20 protein-coding genes are annotated in these 16,325 nt (G+C 64.0%); all 20 read right to left on the bottom strand.

The genetic code is table 11. The features are described 5' to 3' along the window. Positions 1–613 precede the first annotated feature (613 nt). A complete protein-coding gene (locus tag AC4PTO_RS07380) occupies positions 614–901 on the bottom strand; it encodes a hypothetical protein (protein ID WP_492733087.1) in 288 nt (95 codons plus the stop codon). A gap of 103 nt (positions 902–1,004) precedes the next feature. Further along, entirely contained in the window at positions 1,005–1,634 is a 630-nt protein-coding gene (locus tag AC4PTO_RS07375) for a peptidoglycan-binding domain-containing protein (protein WP_492733086.1), read from the bottom strand. Beyond that, positions 1,631–1,753, bottom strand: coding sequence for a hypothetical protein (locus AC4PTO_RS07370; protein ID WP_492733085.1), 123 nt, complete (start codon positions 1,751–1,753; stop codon positions 1,631–1,633). Before AC4PTO_RS07370 ends, AC4PTO_RS07375 begins: the two co-directional genes overlap by 4 nt. Further along, positions 1,737–2,126: a hypothetical protein gene (locus AC4PTO_RS07365; protein WP_492733084.1), complete on the bottom strand. Its 390-nt coding sequence runs from the start codon at positions 2,124–2,126 to the stop codon at positions 1,737–1,739. The genes AC4PTO_RS07370 and AC4PTO_RS07365 overlap by 17 nt, the downstream gene beginning before the upstream one ends. A 42-nt stretch (positions 2,127–2,168) precedes the next feature. After that, positions 2,169–2,534, bottom strand: coding sequence for a hypothetical protein (locus AC4PTO_RS07360; RefSeq protein ID WP_492733083.1), 366 nt, complete (start codon positions 2,532–2,534; stop codon positions 2,169–2,171). Continuing rightward, positions 2,531–4,255, bottom strand: coding sequence for a glycine-rich domain-containing protein (locus tag AC4PTO_RS07355; protein WP_492733082.1), 1,725 nt, complete (start codon positions 4,253–4,255; stop codon positions 2,531–2,533). The genes AC4PTO_RS07360 and AC4PTO_RS07355 overlap by 4 nt, the downstream gene beginning before the upstream one ends. Positions 4,256–4,267: 12 nt before the next feature. Beyond that, the gene (locus AC4PTO_RS07350) at positions 4,268–4,666 is read right to left on the bottom strand and encodes a hypothetical protein (RefSeq protein WP_492733081.1); all 399 of its coding nucleotides are present in this window, start codon (positions 4,664–4,666) and stop codon (positions 4,268–4,270) included. 78 nt (positions 4,667–4,744) lie between these two features. Next, positions 4,745–5,098: a hypothetical protein gene (locus AC4PTO_RS07345; protein ID WP_492733080.1), complete on the bottom strand. Its 354-nt coding sequence runs from the start codon at positions 5,096–5,098 to the stop codon at positions 4,745–4,747. Between the two features lie 16 nt (positions 5,099–5,114). Beyond that, on the bottom strand, positions 5,115–5,555 hold the full coding sequence (locus AC4PTO_RS07340) for a hypothetical protein (RefSeq protein ID WP_492733079.1): 441 nt from the start codon (positions 5,553–5,555) through the stop codon (positions 5,115–5,117). Positions 5,556–6,012: 457 nt separating this feature from the next. Further along, entirely contained in the window at positions 6,013–7,776 is a 1,764-nt protein-coding gene (locus tag AC4PTO_RS07335) for a hypothetical protein (RefSeq protein ID WP_492733078.1), read from the bottom strand. Next, entirely contained in the window at positions 7,769–8,566 is a 798-nt protein-coding gene (locus tag AC4PTO_RS07330) for a hypothetical protein (protein ID WP_492733077.1), read from the bottom strand. Before AC4PTO_RS07330 ends, AC4PTO_RS07335 begins: the two co-directional genes overlap by 8 nt. Further along, positions 8,566–10,383: a hypothetical protein gene (locus AC4PTO_RS07325; protein ID WP_492733076.1), complete on the bottom strand. Its 1,818-nt coding sequence runs from the start codon at positions 10,381–10,383 to the stop codon at positions 8,566–8,568. Before AC4PTO_RS07325 ends, AC4PTO_RS07330 begins: the two co-directional genes overlap by 1 nt. A gap of 186 nt (positions 10,384–10,569) precedes the next feature. Further along, positions 10,570–10,953, bottom strand: a complete 384-nt coding sequence (locus tag AC4PTO_RS07320; protein ID WP_492733075.1) for a hypothetical protein — start codon at positions 10,951–10,953, stop codon at positions 10,570–10,572. 2 nt (positions 10,954–10,955) lie between these two features. Beyond that, a complete protein-coding gene (locus AC4PTO_RS07315) occupies positions 10,956–11,366 on the bottom strand; it encodes a phage tail protein (protein ID WP_492733074.1) in 411 nt (136 codons plus the stop codon). 28 nt (positions 11,367–11,394) lie between these two features. Beyond that, positions 11,395–11,817 (bottom strand): hypothetical protein, encoded by a 423-nt coding sequence (locus AC4PTO_RS07310; RefSeq protein ID WP_492733073.1) that lies wholly within the window; start codon positions 11,815–11,817, stop codon positions 11,395–11,397. Beyond that, positions 11,814–12,137, bottom strand: coding sequence for a head-tail joining protein (locus tag AC4PTO_RS07305; RefSeq protein ID WP_492733072.1), 324 nt, complete (start codon positions 12,135–12,137; stop codon positions 11,814–11,816). The genes AC4PTO_RS07310 and AC4PTO_RS07305 overlap by 4 nt, the downstream gene beginning before the upstream one ends. After that, on the bottom strand, positions 12,137–12,487 hold the full coding sequence (locus tag AC4PTO_RS07300; RefSeq protein ID WP_492733071.1) for a DUF2190 family protein: 351 nt from the start codon (positions 12,485–12,487) through the stop codon (positions 12,137–12,139). The genes AC4PTO_RS07305 and AC4PTO_RS07300 overlap by 1 nt, the downstream gene beginning before the upstream one ends. Positions 12,488–12,564: 77 nt before the next feature. Next, complete coding sequence (locus AC4PTO_RS07295) at positions 12,565–14,670, bottom strand: head maturation protease, ClpP-related (protein WP_492733070.1); 2,106 nt, start codon at positions 14,668–14,670, stop codon at positions 12,565–12,567. 4 nt (positions 14,671–14,674) lie between these two features. Beyond that, complete coding sequence (locus tag AC4PTO_RS07290) at positions 14,675–16,120, bottom strand: phage portal protein (protein WP_492733069.1); 1,446 nt, start codon at positions 16,118–16,120, stop codon at positions 14,675–14,677. A 1-nt stretch (position 16,121) separates the two neighbouring features. Beyond that, positions 16,122–16,322 carry a phage head-tail joining protein gene (locus AC4PTO_RS07285; RefSeq protein WP_492733068.1) on the bottom strand — a complete coding sequence of 67 codons (201 nt, stop codon included), beginning with the start codon at positions 16,320–16,322 and terminating at the stop codon, positions 16,122–16,124. Positions 16,323–16,325: the final 3 nt, after the last annotated feature.

The following is a 16,325-nucleotide window of genomic DNA, read 5'->3' as shown; positions in this document are numbered from 1 at the left end:
CCGCAGCATGCGAAGCACAGGCCTGCAGCCAGTAGCACGAAAACATCACTGAACAGGTGGAACCACGAGCGTTTTACCGCCGTATCCCGCTGCAGCGCGATCTCGGTTGGAAAGATGTTCACTGACGACATCCAAACGTCCTTCCTGCTTAACGATTCATCTACAATGTGCATTAAAGTGAACTTAAACACAACCTTAACGTGTATTTTCAACATCACCCTGTCAAGGGAACTGCCCACCGAAGGGAAGATCGGGAATTCCTGATGACGGGGAAAGCTGGCGGGCAAACGCGTTAGACGGGAAGGTCTCGACCGCGCCAGCGCCGTAAGCACGTCGAACTCAGCCTCAAACCGGCCCGCGCGCGGCTGATCCTGTTCGGCGCGGCGGGGTGACGGCCCTGCATCACTGCCACAATCGTGGGGGCCGGGCGCATCACCTCGCTTTGGCTTCCACGATCTCCGCAATCGCCCCGAGCTGCGCATTCGCGCGCTGTCGGCCGCGCCTTTCGGCGGCGGCGGCATCGATCAGCTGGCCCTCAGTCTGCGGCGTCGGGCCGGTCCAACCCGCCACCGGCTGGAGTAGATCAGGCGGGATATGCAGATCCGGCGCAGGGTCAGGGCCACAGCCGGCCAGCAGCCCGGCGCAGATGATCAGACAGCGGCGCATCGCGGTCCTCCATGGATTTCAGGTCATGCTCGATGGCGACCCAGGCCTCGGCCTCGGCCGCCATCCGCTTGATATGTGCGGCGTGGATCTCTGCCGTCTTGGCATAGGACGCCACCTGCGCCTCAGCGGCCGTCAGGGCGGCCGACAGCCGGGCATTGCGCGATTTCAGGTGCCACGACAGCCCCCCGAGGCCAAGGGCTGCCAGCAGCGCAAAAATCAGCAGGCCGCGGGTCATCGACGGCGCAGCCCGGCATGGATCAGCAGCGCCACCGCCACGATGCCGATCACGACCCCGGCGGCGCCGGCGGCCAGAATTGCGACCACGGTCCAGAACAGGCTCATGCCATCGCCCTCAGCTTGGAGCGCAGCATGTCGCGCAGCATGTTGCCCACCTCGATCGGATCGCCGGGCCGGGACATGCCGGGCAGCCAGCAGATATCCCACTTCTGGCGCTGCGCGATCCCTAGCGTCGGCTGCACCTCGGCGTGGCTGTGCGTCGACCAGATCGACACCGGGATGTCGTATTCGAGCGCGAACCGTGCGCTGTCGATCAGCATCGCATCCAGCTGCACCTCGGTGATCGGCGACCGCCCGGCATCGAACGGCCGCTCGACAGCCTCCCGCATCGCGCAGAGCGATTGCCCGATCGCACCGTCATTGGCATAGCGCGTGTGGGCCAGATGCGCAGTCAGCGGGTGGGCCGCGATCACGCTGCCGTCGCCCTGATACAGGCGATGATAGGCACGGCGATCCGTCCCATTGGCCGTGTGCGCCCCGCCGGTCCAGTGCCAGCGGATAATGCTGAGCCCGGACGGGTGGATGAGCGGCCGTCCGCGCCGTTTCTGCGCCGCGCGCGCCTCAGCCTCGGCCGCGCGGGTGCGCGGGCCGTATTTGCCATCGATCGGCCCGGGCCAGAACCCGAGCGCGGCGCAGCGCGCCTGAAGCATGCGAATTTGATAGCTGCTCATAGCCATGCCTTGGCCCCCAGATAGATGATTACGATCACCGCGATGATCGCCAGGGTGCGTGCCTCTTCGCGCAGCACCCGTCGCACCGGATCGCGGCCGCACTTATGCTTCGCTGCCATCGCCATCGCTCCCCGTGAATTTGGCCGCCTGGCGCTCGATCACGGCCGTGATGATCTTGACCGCCGAAACCCCCATCGTGCCGACGACGAACGCGCTCATGGCAATGTTGCTGTCGGTTTCCGGGAACGCCTCGGCACCCACGATGCGCGGGATATGCAGGCCGAGCGGCCACAGGTATTGCCCGGTGATCACGCCCCCGATGATGGCGATGATGCCATCGCGGATCCTGCGGCGCTCGCTGGCGATCCACCGGGCCAGTCCGCCCAATCCGCTGGCGATCACCACGCGCCCAGTCTCGCCCGTCAGCCAGGCGCCCGACAGCGTGGCCCAGACCACCAGGCTGTTCCAAAATCCCACGTCTTCCTTGTTCATTCCGCTCTCCGCTGGTCGTTCGGCCGGGCGATCACGCCCGGGTCATTGGTCGAGATCGCGGCCGATCACGACATAGATGAACCCATCGCTCGGGTCGGTGATTTCTCCGACACCCGGCACCGCGATCTTGAATTCCGCCACGCAGCGACGCGCCGAGGCAAGATCGCCCTCTTGCCACTCGTAGATCAGGACGCCATCGGACGGACCAAACGTGACCTCATCCCCGTCAATCAGATAGGTGCCGTCAGCAACGGCGGCCGGGGCGCGGTCGATCACCGATGCGCCGGTGCTTTGATCACGCATGCAGAACCGGATCGTTGCCCCCTCCAGCCCGTCCGGAATCGCGGACAGGCGCCAGAACAGCGCGCGGCCGACATCGCCGCGCTTAGTGACATAGACCGAACTCATAGAATGGATCCCTTCGCTGGGTTATTGATAAGCCTGCCCTCTGCCCCGGTGCCGATCACCGTTCCGGCGCGCCCGCCGCCCATGGAACCGAAGATGCGGCGCTGTCCGACGCGGAGGATAATGACGCCCGGCGCGATCACGATCTCCGACCCGGAGATCACCGCCCTGCGGGCCAGCCGCGGGGTGACAACGCCGGGGATTACTCCGATCGTCGCCGCATCGATCACAACGCGCCGACCGCGACTGGCCGATGCACCCCCCGGGGTCACATTCAGGCTCGCACCGGCAACGACGATACGACGCCGGACGTTGATCGTTCCGGCAGTGCTCGTCACGGCCGCGCCCGTGATCTGGATCCGCCCTGCCGTGCGCAGGCTGACCGAGCCACCATCCAGACCAGCCGATGCACCGGTGACCACCACGATCATCGAGCGGCGCAGGCCGACAGCGCCGGGTGACGTGGAAAGCACCGCGCCTGTGATCTGCACCACGCGGCCGATCCGCGCCGCCATCTGGCCCGGCGTGGATGCCAGTTCGGCACCGGTAATCTGGAACCGCCGGACCAGGCGCTGCGTCAGATTTCCGCCCGTCACGGTCATGGCGGCGCCATCGATCACGGCCCGTCTGGACCTGACCGAGGTCACCGCCCCGGCGCCAAGCGCAGCATCGGAACCTGTCACGACGACGCGCCGTGAAATCCGGGGCGATACAACGCCAGGCATCGCCGAAATCGTCACGCCAGAGATCGTGACGACGCGATGCAGGCGGGGCGCGACATTGCCACCCACAGCCGTCAGATCCGCGCCCGTCACAGAGGCGCGGCGTGACAGCAGCGGCGCAACCGATCCGCCCGCGAATGACGCGGTCGCGCCAGTTACCTCTACGGTCGTTCCGCCGCCGCCTGCATCGGGAACGAACACGATGACCACGCCGGATGCACCATCGCCGCCGAGGGTATCGTCTGACGACGCGCCACCGCCCCCTGCCCCGGTGCCAGTCGCACCGTCGCCGCCCGCTCGGGCGGCATCCGTGCCGCCGTAGCCGCCATTTCCTGCGACAGAGGTGCGGCTGGCACCCCACCGCGCCGCACCGCAGCCGCCCTCGCCATAAACCTCCGATGCGCCCGAGATGTCGCTGCTGACCCCCAGGCCGCCCAGGCCGCCGACGAACCCATCCTCCTCTGAATAGTAGCCGTCTCCACCAGCTCCGCCAGCACCGCCGCCGCCACCACCGTTGTCGGTCGACGATCCGCCGCCGCCGTTGCCACCGCTGCTCGATGTGCCCCCCGCACCGCCGTTGCCACCGCCGCCACCGTTGCCGGTTCCAGATCCACCGGGGTTGTTGCTGAAGCCGCCATCGCCGTATTGGCCACCATAAGCCGTGACGGACAGCAGGCCGGTCAGGGTCGACGGATTGCCAGCCACCCGGGTGTCGAAATACCCGACGCCAGCCCGCACCGCCCCGACGGTGATGTTCAGCGTGCCCGCATCGACCGTGTCGCTACCCGGAACGACATCACCGCCAGCACCGCCGCCGGCGGCCGCATAGCCGGCAGAACCACCAGGCGCGCCGCCGCCGACAACCAGGTAATGGATCAGACCACCAGCCGAGAACGACAGAGACCCGTTACCGGTGTAGATGTAGCTCGTTCCCGTCAGCCCCGCGAACGAGACATCGGGAACGATCGTCGGACTGCCGGTATAACCCGAGACGGTGGGCATCGCGGGCGCCTATCAGCTCAGCGTGATCGCAGCGCCATCGAAATCGAGCGTGATCTCCTCGGCCGCCGCCATCGTGATCGCCGAACCCAGGTCAACGAACCCGACCAGCGGATCGCCGGTCAGCGTGTCGTTGTAGATCACGGCATAGCGGAACGGACCGACCGCGCCCGATGCTGTCAGCGTCAGGTCCGCGAACACCAGTTCATAGGTTCCGGCGGTCTGACCGGACGAAACCGTGGTCAGCGCCCGCGCGCTGAGGTTCGTGTAGGCGATCTGTGTCAGATCGGCGATCACGCTGTTGCCAACGACCGGGGCGGTATTGGTCAGGGCGATCGCGAACTGATCGGTGCCGAGATTCATGTCCTCGACGGCCCTCTCTTTGAACGCGTTGAACAGGGTAATTGCCGGCATATCTCAGTCTCCATGAAAAAGCCCGCCGAGGGCGGGGTGTGGCAGGTCAGGTTGCGGGGAAATCCCGTTAGGGCGCGGTCAGCGCGGATTGATCCGGCGATAGACGCGCCAGTTGTGGCGGATCAGCAGGGCATAGCCGCCGACCAGAATGGCGGCGACTGCGGTGGAGGTTTCCGGCCAGCGGATCATCCCAATGCCGTATGGCAGGCGGAACGGATGATCCGCGCCCACCGCGTAGAGCGCCACGAACATCGCCACACCGATCAACTTGAACAGGATCAACGCAGGCAGCGTCCCGAGACGGTTCATTGCGGCGGCGATGATCCTGTTTTTCTCATAACCCCCGCGCTCGATGATCTCGCGCGTGGTCCAGTAGTCGAGGTATTGCAGGGCGATGCCCATGGCGCACAGCGCGGTCAGGACGGTATTCATTTCGAGGCCTCCGAGATTACGCCGTGATCAGCACAGCCGCGCGGAACAGATCATCCATCTGCGCTTCGGTCAGGCCGAGTTCCGCACCGATGGCCGCAATGGTCGGGCTGTCTCGGTGCCATTCGGTTGCCTCGGCCCAGGCAAGCTGCGCAAGCGGCCCTGCGTCCGCGATCGCAAGCTCGGCCCCGGCCAGGAGACCTGCATCCATCAGCGCCGCGCGCGCCTGAAAGCGGGAGATCACCGGCGGGACGGGATCGGGCTGCGGCTCGGGCGGCACATAGGGCGCGATCGGCATGCCCGATGCAATGATCGCCGCGTGAATGGCGCGGCCATGCTCCTCGACATCGTCGGGGCTTGCCGTGAACGGGATCCAGCCGAAGATCGGGTGGTCACGCTCACAGTCGATGGTGCCCATGTGGTTGTAACGCGGGTTTCTGACGTCTGTCAGTTCGGGCATCAGCTGATCCTCAAAAAGACTGTTGTGCATTCCGGCGCGGCACCGGTGCCGGAACCATTCCCCTGAATATTCCCAAGGCACCGCCATGTCCCGGTTGGTGTCTGCGTGGTGTATCGACCGGAGGCGTCCGAATAGCGGAGTGCCGATCCGGCCACCGCATTCCCTGCGGAGTATGAGACGGACGAAGCCGTTGCCCTCAGCATTGCGTAGCTGCCAACTCCGCCCGCCCCGATCGATACCGTTCGGGCGGCTACCGTGCTCACTTCCACCCTGTTCGCAACCCAGTTCCGGCCAGCCGTTGTCACGGTCGTATGCAGCGCGGCGTCCTGAACGCGCGGGGCGCCAGATGCCCCTTCAGTGACCGCAACGGTATTGTCCCGCAGCGCAGAAAGAAGCTGCTGGGTGACGGGGCTATCAAGATCGATCTCCCCGTTCGCGATGGTGCGCCAGGTTGCCATTAGCTAATTCTCCCGCAGGGCGTTCCGTCCGACAGAAGGCCCTGGTTGTTTCCGATGTAGCAGTGCTTTTCAGGCCCGAGGCCGGGGCCCGGATAGTCCGCCGCACCATTCGCCATGACGTAGTAGATCAGACCGTAGAGCGACGTGTCTTCGGCCCGGTAACGGACCAGCTCGCCCGGGACGACCTCTTCCGCCGAGGTGATCAGCCAGGTTCGAACCAGCCTTGTGCCGTCGGGCTTGACGTCCAGGTGATGGCTGATCCGCACCGAATCCCCGACCCAATATTGCCGGTCCTTCGCATCCAGCATGAACTCGCAGGCATGCGGGATATCGACGTATCGCGTAATCGTCTTCGAGGCGACCGAGTCGATGATCGCCGTTGACGTCAGGAAGCGGGCAAAGATCTTTCGGATCGAGGGCTCGCCATAGAGTTCATCCGTCTCGGACTCGAGGTTCGCGTTGATCGCGAGCTGCTTGTAGTTCTTCGCGTCCTCAGACCCTTCGACAGGGGTCCGCTGGCCATAATAGATCCAGACCTGCGATGCCCGCTCGCGTGGCATTTCCTGCAGCGAGAAGCTGTCCTCGACGATGTTGAGCTCTTCCGTCAGCAGCGGCGGCAGCACATCGGCACCCCGCACCGCCTTCATCTTGATCAGTGCCGCACGCTCGTCCCACCAGAGGTAGGAGAGGGTCTGGATCGATATCTCCGAGATGATCTGCGAGACCGATGTCGGCTCGGTGATATAGCCATAGAGCTGATAGCCGGTCAGATAGGTCGAGCCTTCGATCACCCAGTTCGCATAATCCATCCACGATTGCGGGATGTTGCCGTAGTCCCTCAGGACATTGCGATAGGCATCCGCTACCGTCTGTCCGGTGAACCGATACACCGATTGAACGACCGCATCGGTGTCATGGGTCGCGGCGACCGTCCCAAGCACCGCACGCTGCACGCCGGTGAACTGCACCGTGTTTGCGTTGAACTGATTTCGGCCGGAGTAATAGAAGCACTCCTTGTCGATGCGCAGATAGCCGGTGGAGGGGTAGTCAGCGATCACGCAGTTGGTTGCCGTGAAGTCACTGAAGGAAGCGGTCGTCAACGGCGCCGGGCGCCGCCCCGGCGAGGCGATGGGGATCTGCGCCTTCCGCTCCTCGAGGCGCGACAGAATGTCCTTTCCCGTCAGCGTGACCTGACCGCCGGCATTCGGGGGCGAGATGCTTTGCAAAAAATAGGTCCGCTTGACCATCTCGCCGAGCGTTTGCCCCGCATAGCCCTCGTAGACATTGATCACGACGTTCTGTCGATACTGGTTTCTGGCCCGCCACCGGGTCCAGAACGATCCGCGCGCCCCCGAAAGCGCATCCCAAGAGCGCTCTTCCTTGTAGGGATCCACGACCCGGTCGCTGTGGGCATGATCCATGAAGGTGATGTTGCAGACGGCACGGCTGCCAAGGCCCTGCCGGTCCAGGTTGGATCCGGCCAGGTTGATCTGCGTCGGCGCGGTCGACACGCTGACCAGCGACGGGATGATGTAGGGCACGCCGGGCACCTTGTCGGCGACCCCACCGCGCGAGAAGAACAGGCTCAGCGGCGTGCCAAGGCTGAAGGCCTCAGGAACCTGGCAGGTCACGCGCGTATTGAAGCACTTCTCATCGCCCGCACCCGTCGCAGTGCACGGCGCGGTGCCGTAGACGCGCGCGCAGAGAGGCTGCCGCAACTCGACGATCTGGATGACCTCTCGGCCCACCGTGGTCTCAGTCATAGGCCAACCCGCGCACCGAAAGACCGACCTGCATCATGTCGCGCACGCCCATATTGGAGGGCACGGGCGCCGCGTCTGTCTGGCAATAGGTGACCTCCGGGAAGGTCTGTGGACGCCAGGCAAGGAAGAACGGCTCGGCCTCGATGGCGCGCTGCAACGACGGCCAGTTCGCGCGCACCCATGGCGCGGTAAGATGTGCCCAGGAATAGCTGGTGGCGAGCTGCAGGCGTTGCCTGGAACGCCCCAGAAATTCGCCGGTCTCGCTGTAGTTTGACCGCAGCAGGGTCTGGCGCGCAAGATCGACAGGCGTATGACCGCTATAGATCGGCCGGGGCATCTGCAAAGCCTTGCCGAAGCGGATGACGCCGATCTCACATTCCGCATCCTGCACCGTCACGCGCCAGAACTGTGCAACCAGCGGCTCGAAAATGCAGAAGATGGGCGCATCGTCGACCGGCACCACCGTCATGATGGCCTGCCAGTCGGTTCCGTCGAAATACTCGATGACAAGCGTGCTGCCGGAACTGCCCGCCGTGTGCGCCGCGATCCCGCAATAATCGGCCTCGGCGACAGCGGTATGCTCATACCACCACACGGCCGGAAGCGACGCGGGCATCCATCGCTCATAGGTGAGGCTGTTCATCGGGCCGCCTTCGAAATAGCCCAGAAGCGTGTCGGACGCGTCGGCCACGCCCCCGGCCAGCCAGTTCCCGGCATGTCCGATCCGCGCGTGCGTCAAGGGCTGATCGCCGTCCGGCAGCGCATAGCCGGGTTGGAAATAGATCGCCATCAGACTACCTTGATCCCCTTGATGTTCGCACCATTCTCGATCTCTTCGTTGATCCGCGAGATGAGGCTTCGGATTGCCCCGGGACCGTATTGATCGCCGCCGGTAAGCGAGACGTTCACATAGGTGCTGGGCGCCGCAGCGGCCGGGGTTGCGGCGGCCGGCGCCGCGCTGCTTCCGCCGCCACCGGACATCGAGCTGGCACTGCCGATCTGTGTGGCCCGGATCTGCGCCAGCATCGCGCCGGTCCGTGCCAATGACATCGCGGCGAAGGCCGCGCCAACCGGGGGACCGCCGATTTCCATACCCTTCTTGTAGGCCGTGGTGGCCGCCGACCACCCATCGACGATGGCCTGCGCCATGGCTGCGGCCTTCCCGATCGCGAACATCTTCTTGTTCTCGCTGTTCATCAGCGCCGACAGATCGCCAAGCGCGCCAGACCAGGCGGCCAGACGCTCTTGCAATGCGGCCTGTTCGATGGCGCGCATCTTGTCGTGGTGATCTTCGCGGATGTTCTGCTCGAGCGCGGCCAGCTCCTCTTCGCCCGCAAGCTTCCGAGCCCGGAATTCCTCGAGCTTTTCAAGCTGCGCGGCCAGATGCTCGTCCAGCAATTCCTGCTCGGTCATGTATTGTTCGCGCAGGCGCTCAAGCTCGCGCAGTCCGCGATCCTGACCACCGCCGCCGCCACGGCCGCCGCCGCCTTTGCTACCCTTGCTGCCACTCGAACCGGAAAAAGTTGGTGGAGTAACCTTTGTTTCAAGGGTCGTGCCGTCGTCTAGAAGAACGTTTCCGTTCTCATCGAGCGGCCAGGTGCCCGTAGTAGATTGCCCACCACTCAACCTGTCCTGCCTGGCCCACTCTTCATCCTGTCCCAGAAGATCAGCCTCAGTGGAATTCGGGGTATTAGCAGTTGCGCCATCAAAGGCCGAAGCAAGGCCCATCGCCCTGCCAATGGCATTTCCGAAATCCCGCCACGCTTGAATTGCTGGCTGCAAGGCCTCCCAGGTTTCTCCGACCTTGGCGAACAGGTCCGAAATCGCCGGGATGACGGTGTTCGAAATCCAGTTCGCCAGTGCCAGCAGTTCGTCTTTGTGCTCGAGGATCGCCCTGGTGGCCGAGGTGCGCAGCGTATCCGCGATCTCCGCGAACACGCGATCAAGCTCTTTGCCGCCCTCGATCATATCCCGGCCAAGGATGTTACCCGCGTCTTCAGCAGCATCACCCAGCCGCTTCATCTCTGCCCCGCCATTGCGAAGCAGCGGGATCATGCGGGTCAGGTCGCCCGACATCGCCTCGAGGTAGAAGGTCATCTGTTGCTGCGACAAGCCCGCCTTCTCAAGCGAGCTGACATAAAGCTGCAGCGCCTCTGGCCCGGACAGGCGGGCAAATTGCTCGGCCGTCACGCCGACCTTCGGGGCGATATTATCGAAGAAGTCCTTCATGGGGCCGCCGCCCGTCGAGAGGAATTCCCCGACGCGGTCGGTGATGTCCTTCAGAATGTCGGCCAGCTTTTCCTGTTCAATCCCGACCGTCTTGGAAGCGATCGCCCATTTCTGAAATTCCGTCGTGTTGGTATTGGCCACCCGCGACAGGTTGTCGATTTCAACCGCCGTCTTCGCGGCCGAAACGCCGGCCGCGACCGCCGCCGTCTTGAAGGCGGCCCATGCCGTCGCCATCATGGCCCCGAATTTGGCGGCCCGCTTCGCCATGTCGCCGAACGAATTGTCGACATCCTTGATGCTGCGCTTCGCGCGTGCCGCCCCCTGCTCCACGCCAGAGGGATCGGCACCCATGCGGAACTTAAGTTCGGGCAGGGACATTCTTCTTTGCCTCTCTGAGCATGTGCAGCAGGGTGTCGCGATCAGCACGGGAGGCGACCGCCTCGCGTGGCATGCGATCCTCGATGATCCACCAGACCTGTCCCGGCGGCAGCGACCAGAACTCGGTCGCGCCGACCCAGCCCTGTCCGACGAGAATGCGGTGCAGGCTACGAACCAGACCGCCTGTTACTTTTTTCCAGCTTCACCATCCTCCGACGGTTCTCTGGCCGTGATTTGCGCATGAACCGGCGGCGCCAGAACGGCGAGCAGGTTCATGGTCGCCTCGAACATCTGCTTGACGTGATCAGCACGATCCTCGGCGAGGCTCTGCATCACCGACAGATAGACTTCGCCGGGCGGAAACTCTGCACCCGCGTAGGCCAGTGCCTTCTCGAACGCCGATGCGATCGGAACCCGGCGACGACCATCCATGAGGACAGTCATCGCATCCTCGTCGCTGTCGCCGATCAACGTGTTCTCGATCAAGTACAGCAGCCCCATCACCCGGTTGACCGGGACAACGTAGTCCCGGCCCGCCCAGGAGAGCGTCACGTCCTCAAAGCCCGCCATGATCAGGGACCCACCGGCGCGTCGGTGAAGACATGCGCACCGTTGCGAACAAAGGTGGCGGTGAACGTGGTGGCGTTGTCGTAGGGGTTGCCCTCGGAATAGGCCGTGAGGATGAAATCGCCCGTGATCTCATCGCCATTCGGGAAGGCGAATTCCGCGTCCGCAAAGAACTTCGCGGTCTCCCCGTTCTTGAGGGCCGCCTTGCGGATCACCTGATCCTCTTCAAGGCCTTCCACGCTGAGCTCCAGCGTATCGGTGGCGATGACGCTATTGAGGAACGTCTGGATCCCGGCATCGTTCTGATCGGTGACATCGATCGGCGTGCCGTTCCAGTTGATATTGGTGACGCGCACCCCCGCGATGGGGGTTCCGCCAGAACTGAAGGTGGCCAAGCGGCCTGCCTGTTTGGGCATATCCGTTTCTCCTGTGGGAAAGATGCTTTCAGGTTGCGGAACCCGCGTCGGTAAAGCGGGTGACGCTGAACTCCATGAGGAGCGTGCCGATCTTCTGCTCGGCACCGGCCTCGGGCACCGCACGGGTGCGGCTGAGTTCGACAATGTGCGAGACTGGCTCCAGGGCGGTCAAAGCCACTGCCTCCAATGTCAGGCTGAGGTCATCAAGCTCGGCCTCGATGTCATCCTCGGCAAGGATCATCACCGAAACCTGCACAGTGGTAATCCTGTGCACGGTGTCCCCACCCTGCCTGGACGACGATTCCGCAGGCGTCGACACCCCGAAGACCGGCAGTTGCGAGGGGTCGATTTTCTGCGACCATGCCGGGAGGAAGGTGAAATCCAGAAACTCGGAATATCCCTCGATCGCGGCGCGCACAGCGGCGCGGTATCTGGCGCGGTAGTGGATCACGACACCAGCTCCAGTCCGAAGATGACCGCGGCGTCAGCCGCCGGGCTGCCGCTCGGCTGACGGTTGATGATGCGATAGGTCTTGCCGTTGTCGGGATCGACCTGGTCACCGATCGAGACCAGTGCCGCTTCAGATCCCGGCACCCGCAGGACCGGGATGATGTCGAGGACAGCATGACCGTCATCATCCATCACCTCGACCGGCGGTTCCCTGAAGACCCAGTGTCGCGACTGCGGCACCCCACCGCGCGGGCGGTGCATGACAGGGCCGCCAAACACATCGTTCAGCAGCCCAGCCATGCCGTCAAAGACCGACGTCATCAGGTGGTGGCCGTCGGCGCCGAGCCGTTCAGGCGGACACGGCCAATGGCGGAGGGGTTCGCGGCAGCGGCGACAGCCACCCCGATGAACACGTTGCCCGCCGTGGTGGCGGTGGTTGCCTCGCCCGAAGTCGGGTTGAAGTAGATTGCCGCACCGACGGTCCAGGCCTGCGCCGAAGTCTTCGGCACGTCGAATACGCCCGTAAGGTCCAGTTCGACCGGATCTCCGGAAGCGGCATCATGTTGGGCCACACCCACCAGCACGCCGACCCTGACCAGAGCGCCGCTGATCACGTCGGCCGGGGCGGGCACGCTGACGGTTTCGCCCCGCTGAATGAAGTTCTTCGCCATTGGATTTACCTTTCTGGATGATGAAAACGACGAAGGGCGCCCGCAGGCGCCCATTCGTCAGGTCATGTCAGCGCCAATCAGGCGCCGGCGTTCTTCCAGCCGCCGCGGTAATCGATCGCGCCGACACCGAAATCGTGTTCGAGGCTGATCTGCATGCCCTGGCGGCCGAACGGCTCTTCCATCCGCGCGCGAGGGGCCGATGCACCCTCGAGGTAGCCGTAGACGAAGCAAGGCGCGTCGGCAGGGTCGGCAAAGAGATACCACGCGCTGCCGGTGATCTTCGCCGTCGCAACGACTTCGAGACGGCCCGCAAACGGGTTCACGTTGCCAGCCTGATCCGCCTGAATCGGCGCGACGATCTGCTGCGCTTCGGTCAGCTTGTTGGGACCGACCAGGAGGATCGCAGGAAGCAGCCCGAGATCATTCCCATCAACCGATTGCTTGGTCATGATCGCGGCGCGGCCAGCGGAAAGCGAGGCGATGCTGATCGCGGCGGCCGCACTGGCCTTGGTCTTGTCCGTCGTATTGAACACCTGGCGCGTGGTTTCCGTCAGGGTCGGGCCATCGCCATTGGCGCCGCCAAGGGCCATCTCGTAGAAGGTCTTGTCTTCCCACCGCGTCACTGCCCGGCCCTGATCGGCGATCATATCCGCAATGGTGCCGATATCGTCGTTGATCAGGGTCTGACGGCTGATCGAGATGGCGACACCATAGGGCGCCAGCGCAACGGTTTCGGCCTTTTCACCGATGGTGCCATACTTGATTTCGCCACCCTCGCCGACCGGCTGAAGCATCGGGAAGTCACCGGGGCGGATCATCGGATGCGGGCGAAAATCGCGGAAGGTTTTCTGGCGCGCGATCCGACGATAGGTCGGCTCGGCTTCGCGGTAGCGGTTGTCGAGCTCCTTGTTGAGCGCGTTCTGCAGCGACAGCGGGAAGTCACTGGTCGTATGCATCGCCATGAAGACCTGCTCACGCTCGTAGGCGGTGCGCATCGACCCTTTGTAACCGGTGCTGATCGCTGCCATTTCGACCAGAGACATGGTCATGAAGGGCCGCGCCCGGTCATCCTTGGGATCGCGGCGGCCGATCTGTGCGGCAAGCGCCTCGGTCATGCCGATGCGGCGGGTTTCGCGCTCATCGCGCGTGATCCGGGCGGTCGCACCGCCGGGCTTGTGTTTGGTCACGCTCGGTCCTTTCTTGCGGTAGTGGGCGACCACGGTCGCCACGCTGGCGTTGCTGGCAAGGAAATCGCGTGCGACACCGATCGGGTCGCCGTGCATTTCCACCAGGTCCATGATGGCAACGGCATCGTCATTGCCGTCCTCATCAGGGTTCTCCTCGTCACCGTCTTCTTCCTCCGCCGTGGTGTCCTCGGCGTCGGTCTGCTCTTCAGCGGTGACTTCATCTTCGGTTTCGGCCGTGGTCGAGGTATCTTCCTCTTCTTCTGCGGCGGTGACTTCATCCTCGTCCGCAGCGGTCGAGGCCGTGATCCTGCCCTTCGGGGCGGGTTTGGTTTTCGCCATGGCTTTCGCTCCTTTGGCTGGTTGCGTTGCGGCTCCCGCCATCATGGCGAAGACCTCGGCTTGGGTCCGCTGGCGCTGGATCGCACCCGCGGCGGACAGCAGGCGCGCGGGCGCATGCTGGTAGATGCGGTAATCGAAGGCGGCAGGCGCAGCTTCGTCGCCGTCTTCGTCGATTGCTGTCGCGAAGCCGGCATCATAGGCGCCCTGCGGATCGTAATAGGTTTCGGCTTTCATGATCGCGCGGGCATCATCGACGCTGATCCCGGCATGCTTTGCGTAGATTCCGGCATAGGCATTGGCGATAACGCCCAGAGTTTGGGCCGCCTTGAGGTGGTCATCTTCGGTGCCGCGCCCTTCGATATACCAGCTGGCCGGGTCATGGATCATCATGAGGGCACCCGGCGTCATGGTGATCGTGTCACCGGCCATGGCAATCAGACTTGCGGCCGACGCGGCAACGCCCTCGACGATGACATCAACCTGCCCGTCGTAGCCACGCAGCGCCGTGTAGATCGCCTGACCCTCAGTCGCGATGCCCCCGCCCGAGTTGATGCGGACAGTCAAAGGCCCCGACATTCCTGCCAGGGCCTCTCTTACGGTCTTCGCCGTGAAGAACTCCTCGTCCCACCAGGACGATCCGACCGTGCCGTAAAGCAAGAGCTCATTCATTTTTCTGTTCCTCGTCTTGTTCAGCCTTGGCGGCGGAAACCGCCGGCGCCTTCAGAGCAGCCAGCGATTGGCGAATTTCTTCATCGCGGCGGATTTCCACATCGACTTCGGCAGGGTCATAGCCAAGCTTGCGGATTTCAGCCGGTCGGCTGGACAGACCTGCCTCGATTTTCTGAACGGAGACCTGCGTTTCTGTCTTCGGGTCAGCAATCACCGGCGGCGGTGGCGTCCAGCCAATGCTCGCCGCTTTCAGTGCCAGCCCCGAGCGCGGATCCTCGCGCAGCCAGGAACGCAGAAGCTCGCGCGCGATCGCGTTGCAGAGAACCGGGATCACCAGCGACCATTGCCATGCCTCGACATTCTGGCCCATCTCGATCCGGCCGAGGCGGCCCGACGAGAAATTGACACTGGTCAGATCACCGGTCAGGGCCTCGTAGGTAATGCCAAGCCCGCCGGATACCCGGCGCAGATGGATCCGGGCGAAATCGTCATAACCCGTAACATCAGGCGGATTGGCGAAGGACACTTCGTCATCCGATCCGATCTGCTGAATAAGCCCGGGCGCCAGCTTGGTCGGGACACCAGACGCACCTGGCTCCTTGTCGGTTCTCCAGAAGGCGGCGAAACACGCGGCGATCTTCTGGCGCATCAGCTGCGCTTCGTCGTTGTCTGCCAGGGCGACCAGATCGTCCAGCACCGGCGCGAACCAACTTACCCCCCGCCGCTGTCCCGGCCGGTCGGAACGGTAAAGGTGCACCACGCGCGAAGCGTCTACGCGCGAGGATGTCATCCCCTTCCAGTCCTGATGCCAGACCGCACTGCCGGGATGCTCATCATAGATGTGATAGGCCACCACGCGGCCGTCAGGCCCATATTCGATCCCGTCATAGATGTCGTTGCCGGTTTCGGCCCAACGGCTCTGCACCCGATCGTCCAGATAATCGGCTTCGAGGACCCGCACCCGGAACGACTGGCCGTTGGTGAGCGGATCGGGGAACAACACCAACGCTTCGCCATCCACCACCATTGCCCGCACGGCCATGCGCTGGATCCCGGCAAGCGTGGACCTGCCATCAGCGTCAATCACGGTGCTGTCGAGCATCCGCTTCACCGCGGGCCAGCCAGCGCGCAGACCGTCATTGTCCGAAATCAGCTTCGGTTCGATCCCGGTGCCGACGATATTATTGACCAGCACTTGCACGGCACGCTCGGCCACCGCGTTGTTGCGGACCACGTCGCGAGCGGCCAGCATGATCTGACGCCGGGCGAAGGTCGCTACCGCGTCAGCATCGCCAGCAACAGGCCTGATCGACCCGCTCCGCCGCGTGATGGACCCGGCCTTATAATGCATCATGGCATCGAGCGACGCGCGCGCCTGCGCGCGCCGCAACCCGGCCCTCGGACTGAAGGCTGCAATGGCTCGGTCAAGCAGGTTCATGTCACGGCCGCTCGACGAACTGCGGATAGTGCTGGCGACTGGCTGAACCCGCCCCGGCTACCGAGGCTTCCATCTCGGACAGCAGGGAGCGCATTTCGGCCAGGCTGCGGAACGTCACCTGTTCTTCGCCCATCTTCACCTGGCTCGCGCCCTTGGCAATGGCCGCGCGCAGTCGGGCGATATCTTCGGCGGTGTAGCTCATCTG

The organism is Rhodobacter maritimus (genome assembly GCF_058747975.1).
The sequence above is the reverse complement of the archived record's forward strand: the minus strand, read 5'-3'. Positions and strand labels throughout refer to the sequence as shown.

Coding starts and splice junctions, on each gene's coding strand:
- AC4PTO_RS07320 (WP_492733075.1), bottom strand. CDS start 10,953: ATGGCGGGCTTTGAGGACGTGACGCTCTCCTGGGCGGGCCGGGACTAC.
- AC4PTO_RS07380 (WP_492733087.1), bottom strand. CDS start 901: ATGACCCGCGGCCTGCTGATTTTTGCGCTGCTGGCAGCCCTTGGCCTC.
- AC4PTO_RS07375 (WP_492733086.1), bottom strand. CDS start 1,634: ATGAGCAGCTATCAAATTCGCATGCTTCAGGCGCGCTGCGCCGCGCTC.
- AC4PTO_RS07285 (WP_492733068.1), bottom strand. CDS start 16,322: ATGAGCTACACCGCCGAAGATATCGCCCGACTGCGCGCGGCCATTGCC.
- AC4PTO_RS07315 (WP_492733074.1), bottom strand. CDS start 11,366: ATGCCCAAACAGGCAGGCCGCTTGGCCACCTTCAGTTCTGGCGGAACC.
- AC4PTO_RS07330 (WP_492733077.1), bottom strand. CDS start 8,566: ATGGCGATCTATTTCCAACCCGGCTATGCGCTGCCGGACGGCGATCAG.
- AC4PTO_RS07335 (WP_492733078.1), bottom strand. CDS start 7,776: ATGACTGAGACCACGGTGGGCCGAGAGGTCATCCAGATCGTCGAGTTG.
- AC4PTO_RS07345 (WP_492733080.1), bottom strand. CDS start 5,098: ATGAATACCGTCCTGACCGCGCTGTGCGCCATGGGCATCGCCCTGCAA.
- AC4PTO_RS07325 (WP_492733076.1), bottom strand. CDS start 10,383: ATGTCCCTGCCCGAACTTAAGTTCCGCATGGGTGCCGATCCCTCTGGC.
- AC4PTO_RS07340 (WP_492733079.1), bottom strand. CDS start 5,555: ATGCCCGAACTGACAGACGTCAGAAACCCGCGTTACAACCACATGGGC.
- AC4PTO_RS07305 (WP_492733072.1), bottom strand. CDS start 12,137: ATGACGTCGGTCTTTGACGGCATGGCTGGGCTGCTGAACGATGTGTTT.
- AC4PTO_RS07360 (WP_492733083.1), bottom strand. CDS start 2,534: ATGAGTTCGGTCTATGTCACTAAGCGCGGCGATGTCGGCCGCGCGCTG.
- AC4PTO_RS07365 (WP_492733084.1), bottom strand. CDS start 2,126: ATGAACAAGGAAGACGTGGGATTTTGGAACAGCCTGGTGGTCTGGGCC.
- AC4PTO_RS07370 (WP_492733085.1), bottom strand. CDS start 1,753: ATGGCAGCGAAGCATAAGTGCGGCCGCGATCCGGTGCGACGGGTGCTG.
- AC4PTO_RS07300 (WP_492733071.1), bottom strand. CDS start 12,487: ATGGCGAAGAACTTCATTCAGCGGGGCGAAACCGTCAGCGTGCCCGCC.
- AC4PTO_RS07355 (WP_492733082.1), bottom strand. CDS start 4,255: ATGCCCACCGTCTCGGGTTATACCGGCAGTCCGACGATCGTTCCCGAT.
- AC4PTO_RS07350 (WP_492733081.1), bottom strand. CDS start 4,666: ATGCCGGCAATTACCCTGTTCAACGCGTTCAAAGAGAGGGCCGTCGAG.
- AC4PTO_RS07290 (WP_492733069.1), bottom strand. CDS start 16,120: ATGAACCTGCTTGACCGAGCCATTGCAGCCTTCAGTCCGAGGGCCGGG.